This window comes from Halopelagius longus (assembly GCF_900100875.1).
Classification (GTDB): Archaea; Halobacteriota; Halobacteria; order Halobacteriales; family Haloferacaceae; genus Halopelagius; species Halopelagius longus.
The window spans coordinates 868,439-881,669 of record NZ_FNKQ01000002.1 but is presented as its reverse complement, the minus strand read 5'-3'; the positions used below and the strand labels follow the sequence as shown (position 1 = coordinate 881,669).

Sequence of the window (13,231 nt, the reverse complement as noted above, 5' to 3'; positions counted from 1 at the left end):
GGTACCGGATACAGGTAGCACGCTGAACCGTCGTGTTGTTATCTGGTAGACATTAACTTCGATTGAGTGGTCCCATATCTTCATTTTCGCTGTGAAAACAATTTCCAGAACAGAAGACATATATAACACTGGGAGAAGTTTCGACCTGTACCCCTACCCAAGGTGACATCAGCGAGTACCGTCGTCCAAGTCCGCTTCGGCGGGCGTCTGGATATCGAGGGCGACCGAAAGGTGCTGTTGCCGACTAGCGACCTACCCAACTAAACATGACACGGAAATCTAAGCAGATCCGCGCCGTCGCGCTCGCCGCGCTGATGGTTCTGTCGGTCTTCGCCGGCACCATCGCGTTCACGGGCACGGCTGCTGCGGCAGCAAATTCCGTCACAGTCGAATCTGGTTCCGAGGTAGTTTCCTCGGGCAGTGACGTGGCGTTTACCGTCACGAACAACACTTCGACTACTGGCGATATTCAGTATTGGATCGACCTGAACAACGACGGCTTCTACAACGATTCGGAGCCTAGCGGATCGACGGCGGCTGATTCCAGTGGCGAGTACACTGGTCAGACGCTTACGGTCCCCTCGGGCGCATCCGAAGGCAGCTACCAAGTTGCTGCCTACCAGAACGCCTCGCTCTCCGTTGGAGATGAGGCAGAAGCAACGGCTTCCTTCGAGGTAGACAACTCGAAGCCTACGCTCAAGTCCGCAATCCACTACGACAACGACACGGCGTCGGGGTCGGACAACGTGGACGCTGAGCTTGAACTGGCGTTCAACAAGAACGTTGATGCGAGCAGCGCGACCGTGACTCTCCTCAACAGCGACGAAGAGGAGATCACCACGCTCTCGAACGCTGACACCGCCGCCAGCGAAGGTGGCCGTGTTGTCTTCGACCTGAGCAAGGTCTACACGGACGACATCTCGATCACCTACAGCGTCGACGACACCGCGGGCAACACCGTCAGTGTCTCCGATACTGACGACGCGAAGTCCGTGACCTTCGCCTCTACGACGATTCGCTCCAACGACGCGAATGCGTACAAGGGCTCGAAGGTTGCAGTCGTCTCGAACAGCACGGATTCGTCTGTCGAGATCGAAGGCGAGGACAACTACGCGTTCTCCGGTTCCACGGGCGACCACAGCAAGGTGTTCGTCTTCAACACGGAGAACCGCGCACTCGGCGAATACAACGTGACGTTCGATAGTGCGACGCGCACGATCGACCTTCGCGACCTCGGTCTTTCCCTCGACGTCGATGACCAGAACATCACGACGTCCGACACCGTCTCTGGTACGGTCTCCGCCAACGCGGGTAACCGTCCGGTCTCGCTTCAGCTCTACGAGTCTGACGGCGACGAGTTCGGTGCGGAAGTCAACGACTCCCTGAACGGTCAGGGTGAATACGAGTTCGACATCGACGCCTTCAGTGACACCGACAACGGCGAATACACGCTCGAAGTCCGCGACGACTACTCGGGTGTGACGGTCGAATCCTCGACCATCAAGGTTGCTAAGGCCTCCGACGGCTCGGCCAGCTTCAGCAACTCGATCATTACCGAACAGCGCGGTGACACGGTCGAAATCCCCGTCACCGTCTCGAACAACGACTACGCGACGGTCAACATCGGTAGCACGGACGTCGGTTTCCTTGCTAACGTGACCGTCGAAGACGAGAACAACGACGGCAAAGTCGTCATCCGCTTCAACACGTGGGAAGCGATCGGCGCCTCCGGTTCGACGACCGGTAGCTCCGACGTCTTCACCGTGAAGAACGACGACGACGCGATCGTCAAGTCCGACATCCAGTCGGAGAACTCCGTCGAATCGCTCCTCGACGCTGGCGAGTACGACCTCGAAGTCCGCGCGAACCAGGACGCGAGCTCGAGCTCCCAGAACGTCGGCACGCTCGTCCTCGAAGAGCGCAGCACGGAATCGCTCCAGACGTGGACCGCTTCCGACCGCACCGACCTCAGCGACCTCAGCGCACTGAACGAGGCCGCCGAGAACGGTAACCTCACGCAGGACAGCAAGATCGCTGACGGCGACTACGTCGTCACCCAGATCGTCGCATCCGGCATCGGCGGCATCGTCGATGGCGCGAACGACAACGCTTCGGCGCTCCTCAACAACAGCAAGTTCAGCCTCACGTTCAACCAGAGCGAAGCTCCGACCAACCGCGAGGCGTACTCGCTCAACGTGAGCGAGGACAACGTCCAGAGCGTCGTCGCTGACACCGAGAACGACACGTACTACGTCGTGTTCGACTCGGACGCAGGCGACATCGGCGCGTTCCGCCCGAGCGGCGAAGTCGACTTCGGTGACGGTGACAGCCTCACGGCTAACTTCACCGTCGCGAAGGACAAGGGCAACCTCTCCAGCGAGGAGACCAGCACGACGGCTAACTTCGACCTCATCGAGGGCGAACACAGCCTCGACGACCCGTACAACGTTGCGAACGCTGCGGGTCAGACCATCGAAGGCACGTCCAACGTCGCCCCGGGTACGGAACTTCAGCTCCGTGTCCGCAGTGACTCGGACGTCCGCCCGAGCTTCCTGAAGACCGCGACGGTCCACGTCACCGAGAACAACACGTTCTCTGCTGACTTCGACTTCAGCGGTCAGAACGTCAACGACACGTTCACCGTGAAAGTGAGTGGCAGCAACGCTGCCTCTGACGAAACGGTTGACGGCGAAGTCGTCGAAGGCTCCCAGGTCACCGAAACCGTGACGGACAACGGTACGGCGACGACGGACGAGCCTGTCGACACGACGACCGACGCGCCGGCCACCACGACGGCCGTGACGACGACGTCGACCGGCGAGACCGCAACCGAAGGGCCGACGGAGACTGACACGAGCACGCCCGGATTCGGCGTGGTCGTCGCTGTCACCGCGCTCCTCGCTGCGGCGCTCCTCGCCGTCCGCCGCGACTAACTAACTGAGTCCCGGAGGGTTTCCCTCCGACTCGGTCCCGAACTTCCTTTCTTTCGGACTCGATCGGTGAGCGACAGCGTCGTCTCACCCTGCCGTACCGCCCGCAGTCGTCCGTTCACGGTCCGACTCGGACGGCGCACAGAACGACAAGGGATTTAATCCGAACGCCGTATCGTTCGTCTATGCCCGGAGTTCTTTCCGACGCCCTCGCGTGGGTCGTCATCCTGACGTTCGTCGTCGGCGCGGTACTCGAACGCCGCGACGAGCGGTACGCGCGATACGTCACCCTGGCCGCGTGGGCCGGTTTCGCGCTCTTTTGGCTGCAGTTGGTCCCTCACTTCGCGTTCGTCCACAAGAGCTACATCGAGGGGTTCCTCTCTTTGGCCGCCGTCCCGGCGTGTCTCTACGCGGGGTATCTCCTCTACTCCGGCCGAAGTTCGCTGTTCGTCCTCTCCCGCGCCGTCGCCGTGATGGGGGCCGTCTACCTCCCGTTCGAGACGATACCAGCGTTCACGCTCCTCGGACTCCACGTGCCCGCCCCGAGGGGCGTCCTGATGGAGACGGTCGCCGCTCAGACGGGGTTCTTGGTCAACGCCCTCGGCTACCACCCCGAACTCGTCGTCGGCGAGCAGGGCTATCTGAACACGTTCCGCTTCTGGGCGGGCGACCACCGCCTCGAAGTGTCCGTCGTCCTCGCGTGCACCGGTCTGGGAAGCATGACCATCTTCGCGGGCCTCATCGCCGCGGTGAAGGCTCCGCTCCGGCGGAAACTCCGCGCGCTGGCTATCGCCATCCCCATCATCTACGCGCTCAATCTGCTTCGGACGACGTTCATCACCATCGCCTTCGGAAAGCAGTACTTCCAGTTCTTCGTCGACGAGATACTGCTTCTGTTCGGGTCGAGCGACCCCTACATGGTCTCGTTTTTCATCTCGGATCGGATAATCAGCCAACTGCTCGCGGTCGTCGCTCTCGTCGGCATCACCTACCTCGTCGTCCGCGAACTGCCGGAACTCCTCACGGTCGTCGAGGACGTGTTGTACATGCTCACCGGCGACGAGTACGACTTAGCCGACGCCCTCGACGTAGAGGACGTACAGGGGACGAACCGCGGCGGAAGCGTCTGAACGGTCGAACGGTCGAGGGAGTTACAGTTCGTTCTCCGCGACCACGTCGTCCGGCGCACCGCCGAGCGTCCGCACCGCGTCGGCCTCGACGTGGTGGAGGTCACCGGGAACGAGGAGCATGTGAAGCGGGTCGCCGAACTCGCGGTCCGCGAGTGCGGAGAGTCGGTCCGCCGCCACGACGGGGTCCGGACTCCCGGCGCGGGCGACGACGACGCCGAGGACGTCCTTCCAGTCGGACGCCAGTTCCCCGGCGGCGAACTGCGCCGTCATGTACTCGTCGCGGTCGGCCTTGATGTCGAGGTACACCAGCGTGTGGAGTCCTCGCTCTCGGTTCGCCTCGATGGAGTCGACGACGCTCTGCGGGACGCCCTCCGCACCGTGCGCGTACGGGAACGGGAGCGTCACGGCCTTTCCGAACCGGTAGTTCTGAAGCCCGCTGAGACCGCTCGCGGCCGACTGGGCGGTTACGCCGTGGACGACGCGCGTCTCGATACCGCGCTCTACCGCCCGGAGTCGCAGGTCCACGTGCGTCGTCGATATCATCGTGTCGCCGGCGGTGAGGAACGCGACGTCCTCGGTCTCGGCGGCGTCGAGCATCTCCTCGGGACGCTGTTCGACGCCTTCCCGACCGAGAACCTCAATATCGACGCCGTGGTGCGACTCCAGTTCGTCGACGGTCGCACCGAGCAGTTTGCTCGTGTAGAACTCCGCGTACGCGCGGTCCGCCTCTCGAAGCGCGTCTCTCCCCTCGACGGTTATCGAACGCTCGTCGTACAGACCGAGACCGATGAACGTGAGCATATCCCTCCTCCGCCGCGGCGGATGATAAAGTGCCTGAAGCGACGGAAGACGACCAACTCGTGTCAATACAGTACAAATTTAAGCAGTGAGGATATACTACCAGTGGGCGTACGAACGCCCTGGTTTGTTCGGACGACGCCCCCGTGAATCCGGTGCGACTGGTGACCGCACTGGAGGGGGTCGTCGAGAGAACCAAAGAGAGGAGCGACGGCCTCGAAACCGCTTGCTTCGAGGAGACAGGAACTGTCGTCATAGCGACATAGTGCGCCGACGGAGCAATTCGGAAGTCGGCGCGCACGGACGGCGGGTGTCGCCGACGAGACAGGGGTTTCGAACTTCGATACACATTTGACTGTGTGTCTCCAGCGGAGACAAGTCAGTATCTGATTCAGTATCTATGAGAGAACATACACCACCGAACGGAAGTCTCCGCTCCACCACCGACCCCGCGAACGCGTCCCGCTCCGCCGAGGAGGGGGACGCGGGCGAGACGCCCGTGACGGTTCTCTGGACCGACGACCGCTCCGAGGTCACGTTGAACGACACCCAAGTCATCGACGCAGTCATCTGGGGGACGACCGACCACGAGGAGTTCACCGTCTCGAAGACGTACGACGTCGTCGTCGGCACCTCGATGGAACCCGCGCGACTCCAGACGGTCACGGAACGCACGAACGGGGACTACCGGCTTCGGTTCGCGCGGGAGTAACTCTCGCCGACGGTTCTCGACCGACGGCGTTAGAGTCAGCAAACCGTGTGAACGTTGGAACCTAGCAGCTGAGTTTAGTGGGACATCGTCTCCACGGAGGGAAGATGCGCTGCTATCGCTTGGTGAAATCCGAGATCTATCGTAATCGAAACGAGAGCCAATTTCGCTCCGATAGTTGACATTATTACCACTGAGCTAGACTCCATTGGAATGTACCTCTTCTCAATCGACGTATACCACATATTTTGGCCGGTAGAGGGAACACAAGGGGAGAATACATCTGTTTGTCAAATTAAATTGAAAACTCTCAGCAGGCTACGGGTGCGGAACGAATAGAGTAAGGTGTCAGCGGGGAAGCATATATGTGATCCAACTGTGATACCGAAGGTATGTACGGGAAAGGGAGGGGATGGCGTGACGGATAGTATTGGCGTCGTTATTCCGGCATACGAACCGGATATTCTCACGCTCGAACGGTACATCGAATCGGTCCGACGCGTTCTCGATCCGGTGGTTATTCGTATCGAGATCGACGCACCGAAGCAGGCCACCGTCAGCCGACTCGAAGAGGTCGCGGACGTCAACGTCTCGAACACCCAACGTGGAAAGGGGGCTGCGATTATGGAAGGTTTCGACGCGCTGGATACGGATGTTATCGCGTTCGCCGACGCCGACGGGTCCGTTCCCGCCACGTCGCTTTCGGACGTTGTCCGACAGGTTAGCGAGGGCACCGCCGAGGTAGGAATCGCGTCTCGTCGACATCCGTCCTCGCGCATCGTCGCTCACCAGACGGTTGTTCGTCGACTTCTCGGAGACGTTTTCGCGTTCGCGGCGCGGAAGATGCTCCCGACGCAGTGTCGAGACTACCAGTGCGGTGCGAAGGCCGTCCGGGCGGATGCGTGGGAAACTATCGGGCACCACTGCTACGAACCTGAGTTCGCGTGGGATCTAGAGTTCGTGAGCGTGGCCGGTTCGCTCGGCTACGAAATCGCGGAGGTCCCCGTCGATTGGGAAGACCACCCCGACTCGACGGTCAATCCTATCTCGACGTCGATCGAGCTCGCCACGGCGCTCGTAGACGTGAAGCGTCGCACTGATGCGATCGCGACTAGCCCTCGATTCCGAGACGTAACGAAGACAGACCGCTCGAAGCTGATGAAAACTGGTAGCAATGGTGAGTAGCTCGAATCATACCGCTCGGTTCCCGTCTGCCCGCGAGGGGAGGTAGAGTGAACGATGCCCGATATAGATCTACGAGAGATTCAATCGGTCTCTGGCGTCGAGAAACAGAGGTCGGAGACAATAAACGAGTATCTGACCCGCGTTGCTGATCGAGCTAATGTCGGTGAGGAAACCGCCAGGCTGACGAAGTCTTACTTCTCGAAGGTGGCGGGGTTTTCGCCCAGTTCGACTGTCTCCGATGACGAGGCGAAAGCCGTCGAATCGTTCGTTGCTGCAGTTCGCGAGCAGTCTCACGGCGCAGAGGACACGGACCGACCGGATTCGAAAGAAAGGGAATCAGTAGAGACAGAACTCGAACCGCAGTCGGCTGGTTCGACAGGAGACGCTACGGATACATCATCGGGGGCCTCACCGTCGGGCCCTCCTCGACTCGCGACGGGACAACCGTCGGAATCGACCGGCTCATCTGGCAGTCCGTCCCCGACGATACGCTCGTCGGTCGGATCTGAGCGGACCGTCTCGAATCGAGGGAAGTTCGGCCGACTCCGCTCGTTGCAGGCCCAAATCGCGCTGACGGCGATGGACAAGGCGTTACTGGTCGCTCTCGTGGTCGCCGGTGCGATAATCTACTATCGGGGTCTCGGGTCGTACCCGCTGATCGCCTGGGATGAGGCGATCTATGCGAACGCGGCTCAACATGCGGTCCACCGTGGCCACTGGCTCTTCCCGCACGTCAACTGGATGGTCGGAAGCGGACAGATACGGGAGGCTGCGTTCCTCGAAAAACCTCCCCTCGCGCTTTGGGTAGAGGCGGTTTCTATGCTCGTGTTCGGGACGACGGCTTTCGGGGCTCGCTTTCCCTCTGCGACCGCGACGATCGCCGCGTCGGTGCTGATATTCTTCTTCGGGAAAGAACTCCACGGTCGGGAAGTCGGATACTTCTCTGGATTAATTTTCTTGGTAGTCCCGTACATCTGTGCCGGCAATAACGCTGGCCGTACCGGCGGGACGGACATGCTCAATACGTTGCTCGGTGCGGCCTTCGTCTACCTTGTGTTGAAAGCGGTGAGAGAGGATCGTTCAGGGTTGTTCCCCGCAGTCGGTCTCGTCGGCGCTCTCACGGTTCTCGTCAAGGGGTTCGGTGCGGGGATTTTCGCGATAGCAGTTCTTCCGCTCGTTTTCGTGAACTATCGCGTGTTCCTGACGAAGGATTTCGTTCGTGGGCTCGGAGTCGGCGGTGCAGTTCTACTCCCGTGGCCAATTCTCGCTTGGGCGACTTACGGTGAGCAGTTCATCCGGGAGATATTCATCGAACAGGTTCTCACTCGTGCGACCGAGTCCAGTATGTACACTGTAGAGGGCGCGATGTTCGGATTCATGAAGTACCCCTACTTCAAGAACTTCTTAGTCCATTTCGACCCGTGGGTGTACTTCCTGATTCCCGCTGCCTTGGTCACGAGAGATCTCTCCACCGACCGGGACGACATGACCTCTCTTACCCCTCTCTTCCTCTGTTGGTGGGGCGTCTCGACGATGCTCTTCTTCGTCTATACCGGCAACCACCAATGGTACATCATTCCCGCCTACGTACCCTTCTCGCTCCTCGTGGGCTGGCTATTCTCACTGGCCCTGCGCCGAGAACCGACCGCGATCGTCGGTGTTCTGGTCGGAACAGCACTCACGCTCTTGTTCTCGTTCCGAATGGCGGAGTTTTCACCGTTTGCAGAACCGAGAACACAACATCTACTTTCGGGAGAGCTCGTAACTGGCGTCCAATTTTTGCTCGGAATCGCCGTCGTAGTCGGCGCAATCCTGCTTTTTCCCACCGTCAAACGAATCTTCACAGATGGGATGAGCGACGGAGGTTATCACATCGCGTCGAACATCGTTCCGGTAGCACTTGCTGTATTTGTTGTAGTCGCGTTTGTCGGGGCACCCCCATCGCTCTCAAAGGAAAGGATGCAGGAACAGAAGGCGGCGGGTAACCTCGTCGACTCCGGGGTGCCAGCCGAAGAACGAGTGTATGTCGGCCGCCACGCGGTCGGGTCGGTGCACTTTACGTGGGCGTTTTACGCGGACCACAGTCTCGAATCGATCGAACTGAGCGAGGTGGACGGTAGCGTTCAGTACTTGGTCCTTCATCGGGACCGGGTAGAGTCTCTCGACCGACCGTACCGAAAGATCGGACAGAGACCGCTCGAAGACAAGACGATCGTCCTCGTGAAGCTACAGAACTCGTCGTAACTCCCGCATCGAATCAGGCGAGACGACCTGTCGGAGTTCGTGTCGGGATATGGCTATCTTCTGAACGACAGTCGCTCACAGGTACGCTCCTTCGTTGGCTCCACCAATCACCCGTTCGACGCTCACGGACTCGTCGCTACGCACCCCGTGAAGTTCGTCGCAGAATAAAGCCGGTGGAGGGATTTGAACCCTCGGCCTATTCCTTACGAAGGAATCGCTCTGCCAGCTGAGCTACACCGGCGCTCACGTCGTCGTGCACTCTCAGGTAGCCCGATGAACAAGAAAAGGCTTCCGAATTATCGCGAGGTGAGCCTGACATCCACGCACACGTTCAGTTCGTGCGGCGCGTACGACCGTACGGTGTGTTCGGCCAGCACCTCCACGTCGTACGTCGGTTCCGCGGCGTCGCGAATCGCCGAGATTCCGGGGCCGTACGGGTCGTCTTCGTGTTGGATGTCGTAGTAGTGAATCACGCAGTCGTCGCCGGCGAGTCGGACTGCGGTGTCGAGGAAGTCGTCGGCGCTGTGGGGGAGGTTCATCACGATTCGGTCGGCCCACCCCTCGTACTCTTCGGCCACCTCGCGAACGTCGCCGTGGACGGCGGTCACTCGGTCTTCGACGCCGTTGCGTCGGGCGTTCTCGCGGAGGTACCGAATCGCCGCCTCGTTCAGGTCGCACCCGACCACCGCCGCGCCTCGCTTGGCGAACGGGACGACGAACGGACCGACGCCGGCGAACATGTCGAAGGCGTTCTCGCCGGACTCGACCTGTTCGGCCACGCGGTGTCGCTCCGTCGCCAGTCGCGGCGAGAAGTACACCTCAGCGATGTCCAAGAGGAACTCACAGCCGTACTCGCGGTGGACGACTTCCGTGTCCTCGCCCGCGAGCACGTCCCAATCGCGGACGCGCAGTTCGCCCTTGACCTTCGAGGCCCGGTTGACGACGGTGTCTGCGGGGAGGTCGGATTCGACGACGGCGTCGGCTATCTCGCGGGCGCGTTCGTCGTCGTCCTCGTCTACGATGACGATGTCGCCCAGTCGTTCGTACGTCGGTTCGAAGCCGAGGACGTCGGCGGGCGTCCGTTGCTGACTCCGGGCCTCGGCGTCGAACTCGACCACCTCGAACTCCTCGGGAACCGCCGCGGCGTCGGTCACGGGGATGTGGAGGTGTCCGTCTTTGACCGCAATCTCGAAGTCCCGGTCGATACAGTCCGCCTCCGCGAGGGCGCGGCGCGTCGCCTCGCCGTCGGTTCGCGGGACGCGGACGCAGGGGACGTTCATACCGAAACCTGCCGGCGGGGGAGAGTAAGCGTGACGCTTCGGTGGCCCGGGGGCGGGGTGCCGGCGGGTGGTCCGAAGCAGCGACGCGCCGTCGAAGAAACGCCTATCCGTCCGCCGCGCCACGGTTTCGCCGAGGTGACCCACCAGTGACCGTACCGTCGCTCTCGGAGACGCTCGAACTCGACGACGACTCGGTCGTCGCCGCCGTCGGCGCGGGCGGTAAGAAGACGACGCTCTACCGCCTCGCCGCGGAGACGGACGGCGTCGTCACCGCCACCGTCCGAATCCCGATATTCGACGAGGAGGTCGAACGGGTCGTCGTGACGACGGATCCCGAGGCGGCGGCCGATGCGGAGGCGCGGCGGCCGTTGGGTCTCGTCCCCGAACGCGAACGCGAGGACCGCTACTTCGGCTACGACCCCGGCGTCGTGGACGGACTCGCCGCCGCGGGCGTCGGCCCCCTCCTGGTGAAGGCCGACGGCGCGCGGAACCGCCTGCTGAAGGCCCCGAACGACCGCGAACCGCAGATACCGTCGGCGGCCACGCACGTCCTCCCCGTCGCGTCGGCGCGCGTCGTCGGCGAACCCCTCTCCGAACGGGCGGTCCACCGCCCCGAGAGGGTGAGCGGACTCGCGGACGTCGAGGAGGGCGAGGAGATTCGCCCGTCGCACGTCGCGGCGGTCCTCGCCCACGAGGACGGCGGCCTGAAAGGCGTCCCGGAGGGAGCGCGCGCGGTTCCGGTGATCAACATGGTCGATACGCCCGAACTCGCCGAGACGGGCCGGAAGATAGCGCGCGGCGTCCTCGACGGTACGTCGGCGTCGGCGGTGGACCGCGTGCTCCTCACGCGGATGATCGCCGACGACCCCGTCGTCGATACCGTCGAGCGCTGACCGTCACTCGTCTCGGAGTTTCCGCTCCGCCGCGGCCAACTCCTCGCGGGTGTTGACGTTCTCGAAGGTGTCGGCGGCGGCGTGCGCTTCGATGTCCGCCTCGCCGACCGTCGCCCAGTCTAACTCCTCGAGTGCGGCCAGTATCTTCCCCTCGCCGCGTTCGAGTGCGCGTTCGCAGGCGTCGGCCATCGCCGCCGCGCTGTAGACGGCCTGCGTCGTCTGGTACCACTCGTCCTCGCGTTGCGGGACGGCGGCGTCGCGCCCCTCGGCGCGCCGGCGGAGGTAGCGGAGGAACTCCGGGTCGAGAAACGGCATGTCGCAGGCGACGACGGCGGCGTACTCCGCTTCGACGGCGCGGAGTCCGGCGGCGATGCCGGCCATCGGACCGCGGTCCGGTTCCGGGTCCACGGCGACGGCGACGGGCACGTCGCAGTTCTCGACGGCCGCGCGGTGCGACTCGGCCTGTTCCTCGCGGCAGTTGAGGACGACCCGGTCGCAGACCCTCCCCAGTCGGGAGACGACGTGCGCGAGGAGGGGACGCCCCCGCAGTTCCGCGAGGGCCTTGTCCTCGTCGCCGAAGCGAGTCGAGTACCCGCCGCCGAGGACGACTCCCTCGAACGCGCCGTCGGCCACCTCGCCCGCCCGGTTCGCGTCGGACACCGGCGTCACGCCCCTCGTTCGCCGCCGTCGCCGGGGACGGTGAGGACCGGAACCGGTGAGCGGCGGACGACGTTCTCGGCGACGCTCCCGATGACGGCGTGCTTCAGGCCCGTCCGGCCGTGGGTCCCCATCACCACGAGGTCGCCGCCCGCCGCATCGGAGTAGGCGATAATCTCCTCGGCGGGGTCGCCGCGTTCGACAGCGCTAACCGCCGCCGCGTCCGCCCGTTCGGCCCGTTCGAGGACCTCTTCGACCGCCGCCTCCGCGGAATCCTCCTCGCCCGCGCCCCCGCCGGAGATCCCTGAGGACCCGACGACCGAGAGGGCGTGGACCTCCGCGTCGAACGCCGCCGCGACGCCCACGCCCCACACCTCGGCGGGGTCGTTCGCCTCGCTTCCGTCCGTCGGGACGACCACCTCCCGGTACGGTAGTTCGCCGGGCGCGTCGATTCTGACCGTCAACACCGGAACCGGCGAGTGGCGGACGACTTTCTCGGCGACGCTTCCGACCACGTATCGCTCGACGCCGCGTCGCCCGTGCGTCCCCATCGCCACCACGTCGGAGTCCGTCCGGTCTACCGTCTCCAGTATCTGTTTACTCGGCTCTCCCGTCTCGACGGCCCAGTCGGCGTCTACGCCCTCCTCGCGGGCTCTCTCGGCGGCGGCGGTCACCACGTCCTCGGCGCGCGACTCCGCCTCCGTTCGGTCGGCCACCGTCGACATGCCGTAGGGGTTCACGACCGACAGAACGTACAGTTCGGCGTCGCACCGGCGGGCGATTTCGACGGCGTGGTCTAAGGCGACCACGTCGTCGTCGCGGTCGGTGGGAACGAGAACGCGGTCGCAGGAGTCGAGTCCGTCCATGGCGCGCGGTAGGGGGCCGAGAGAGAAAAAAGCGGAGGCAGTTTCCGATTCCGTCCGAATCGGCGGTGGCTACACGGACCTGCGGCGCGTACGACCCCGTATGTACCGGACGATTCTCGTCCCCACCGACGGAAGCGACCCGGCGGACGCCGCCCTCGACCGGGCGATAGACCTCGCGCGGACGTACGACGCGACGCTCCGCATCCTCTCGGTCGTTGACGTGGGCGACGTGGGCATGCTGTCGCCCGAGAGCGTACCGCTCGACGGCGTGCGCAGTTCGCTCCGCGCGCGGGCGGAACGGGTGGTCGGCGACGCCGCCGAACGCGCCGAGGAGGCGGGCGTCCGCGCGGAGACGGAGGTGCTGATAGGCATCCCGCACGTCGAGATTCTCGACGCCGCGGCGGACGCGGGGGCTGACCTCGTGGTGATGGGGACGCACGGCCGGACGGGCCTGCGGCGCGCCCTCATCGGGAGCGTCACCGAACGGGTCGTCCGGCGGTGCGACGCCCCGGTGTTGACCGTCCGCGAAGAAGAGTAGC

11 protein-coding genes and 1 tRNA gene are annotated in these 13,231 nt (G+C 63.3%); 7 read left to right on the top strand and 5 right to left on the bottom strand.

Annotated features, from left to right (window positions below; all coding sequences use genetic code 11):
• Positions 1–266 precede the first annotated feature (266 nt).
• Both BLS11_RS10235 and artA read left to right on the top strand, forming a co-directional pair.
• Positions 267–2,933, top strand: a complete 2,667-nt coding sequence (locus BLS11_RS10235; protein WP_092536907.1) for a DUF7827 domain-containing protein — start codon at positions 267–269, stop codon at positions 2,931–2,933.
• A 182-nt stretch (positions 2,934–3,115) separates the two neighbouring features.
• A complete protein-coding gene (artA, locus tag BLS11_RS10230) occupies positions 3,116–4,060 on the top strand; it encodes an archaeosortase A (protein ID WP_092536904.1) in 945 nt (314 codons plus the stop codon).
• Between the two features lie 21 nt (positions 4,061–4,081).
• Here artA and dph5 read toward each other — a convergent pair whose 3' ends face one another.
• Positions 4,082–4,861 (bottom strand): diphthine synthase, encoded by a 780-nt coding sequence (gene dph5 / locus BLS11_RS10225; RefSeq protein WP_092536901.1) that lies wholly within the window; start codon positions 4,859–4,861, stop codon positions 4,082–4,084.
• 397 nt (positions 4,862–5,258) lie between these two features.
• Here dph5 and BLS11_RS10220 point away from each other — a divergent pair, with 397 nt between their 5' ends.
• The 3 genes from BLS11_RS10220 to BLS11_RS10210 all read left to right on the top strand — a co-directional run bounded on the left by BLS11_RS10220 (position 5,259) and on the right by BLS11_RS10210 (position 8,996).
• Positions 5,259–5,570 carry a hypothetical protein gene (locus BLS11_RS10220; protein ID WP_092536898.1) on the top strand — a complete coding sequence of 104 codons (312 nt, stop codon included), beginning with the start codon at positions 5,259–5,261 and terminating at the stop codon, positions 5,568–5,570.
• A 414-nt stretch (positions 5,571–5,984) separates the two neighbouring features.
• Positions 5,985–6,752 carry a glycosyltransferase gene (locus BLS11_RS10215; RefSeq protein WP_092536895.1) on the top strand — a complete coding sequence of 256 codons (768 nt, stop codon included), beginning with the start codon at positions 5,985–5,987 and terminating at the stop codon, positions 6,750–6,752.
• A 54-nt stretch (positions 6,753–6,806) separates the two neighbouring features.
• Entirely contained in the window at positions 6,807–8,996 is a 2,190-nt protein-coding gene (locus BLS11_RS10210) for an ArnT family glycosyltransferase (RefSeq protein WP_092536892.1), read from the top strand.
• Between the two features lie 168 nt (positions 8,997–9,164).
• Here the strand turns inward: BLS11_RS10210 and BLS11_RS10205 are convergent.
• A tRNA-Thr gene (locus BLS11_RS10205) sits at positions 9,165–9,237 on the bottom strand.
• 55 nt (positions 9,238–9,292) lie between these two features.
• Positions 9,293–10,276, bottom strand: coding sequence for a class I SAM-dependent methyltransferase (locus BLS11_RS10200; protein ID WP_092536889.1), 984 nt, complete (start codon positions 10,274–10,276; stop codon positions 9,293–9,295).
• A 146-nt stretch (positions 10,277–10,422) separates the two neighbouring features.
• Between BLS11_RS10200 and yqeC the strand changes: the two genes are divergently transcribed.
• Positions 10,423–11,169 carry a selenium cofactor biosynthesis protein YqeC gene (yqeC, locus tag BLS11_RS10195; protein WP_092536886.1) on the top strand — a complete coding sequence of 249 codons (747 nt, stop codon included), beginning with the start codon at positions 10,423–10,425 and terminating at the stop codon, positions 11,167–11,169.
• A 3-nt stretch (positions 11,170–11,172) separates the two neighbouring features.
• Here the strand turns inward: yqeC and mobA are convergent, their stop codons facing one another.
• Together mobA and BLS11_RS10185 are read right to left on the bottom strand one after the other, a co-directional pair.
• Positions 11,173–11,829, bottom strand: a complete 657-nt coding sequence (gene mobA, locus BLS11_RS10190; RefSeq protein WP_245698842.1) for a molybdenum cofactor guanylyltransferase — start codon at positions 11,827–11,829, stop codon at positions 11,173–11,175.
• Between the two features lie 5 nt (positions 11,830–11,834).
• Positions 11,835–12,692, bottom strand: a complete 858-nt coding sequence (locus BLS11_RS10185; protein ID WP_092536883.1) for a universal stress protein — start codon at positions 12,690–12,692, stop codon at positions 11,835–11,837.
• Between the two features lie 100 nt (positions 12,693–12,792).
• Here BLS11_RS10185 and BLS11_RS10180 point away from each other — a divergent pair, with 100 nt between their 5' ends.
• A complete protein-coding gene (locus BLS11_RS10180) occupies positions 12,793–13,230 on the top strand; it encodes a universal stress protein (protein WP_092536880.1) in 438 nt (145 codons plus the stop codon).
• Position 13,231 lies beyond the last annotated feature (1 nt).

What these genes read in the sequence shown, in the direction of transcription:
- BLS11_RS10185 (WP_092536883.1), bottom strand. Translation starts at nt 12,692, where the DNA reads ATGGACGGACTCGACTCCTGCGACCGCGTTCTCGTTCCCACCGACCGC.
- dph5 (WP_092536901.1), bottom strand. Translation starts at nt 4,861, where the DNA reads ATGCTCACGTTCATCGGTCTCGGTCTGTACGACGAGCGTTCGATAACC.
- BLS11_RS10200 (WP_092536889.1), bottom strand. Translation starts at nt 10,276, where the DNA reads ATGAACGTCCCCTGCGTCCGCGTCCCGCGAACCGACGGCGAGGCGACG.
- BLS11_RS10180 (WP_092536880.1), top strand. Translation starts at nt 12,793, where the DNA reads ATGTACCGGACGATTCTCGTCCCCACCGACGGAAGCGACCCGGCGGAC.
- BLS11_RS10210 (WP_092536892.1), top strand. Translation starts at nt 6,807, where the DNA reads ATGCCCGATATAGATCTACGAGAGATTCAATCGGTCTCTGGCGTCGAG.
- BLS11_RS10220 (WP_092536898.1), top strand. Translation starts at nt 5,259, where the DNA reads ATGAGAGAACATACACCACCGAACGGAAGTCTCCGCTCCACCACCGAC.
- artA (WP_092536904.1), top strand. Translation starts at nt 3,116, where the DNA reads ATGCCCGGAGTTCTTTCCGACGCCCTCGCGTGGGTCGTCATCCTGACG.
- BLS11_RS10235 (WP_092536907.1), top strand. Translation starts at nt 267, where the DNA reads ATGACACGGAAATCTAAGCAGATCCGCGCCGTCGCGCTCGCCGCGCTG.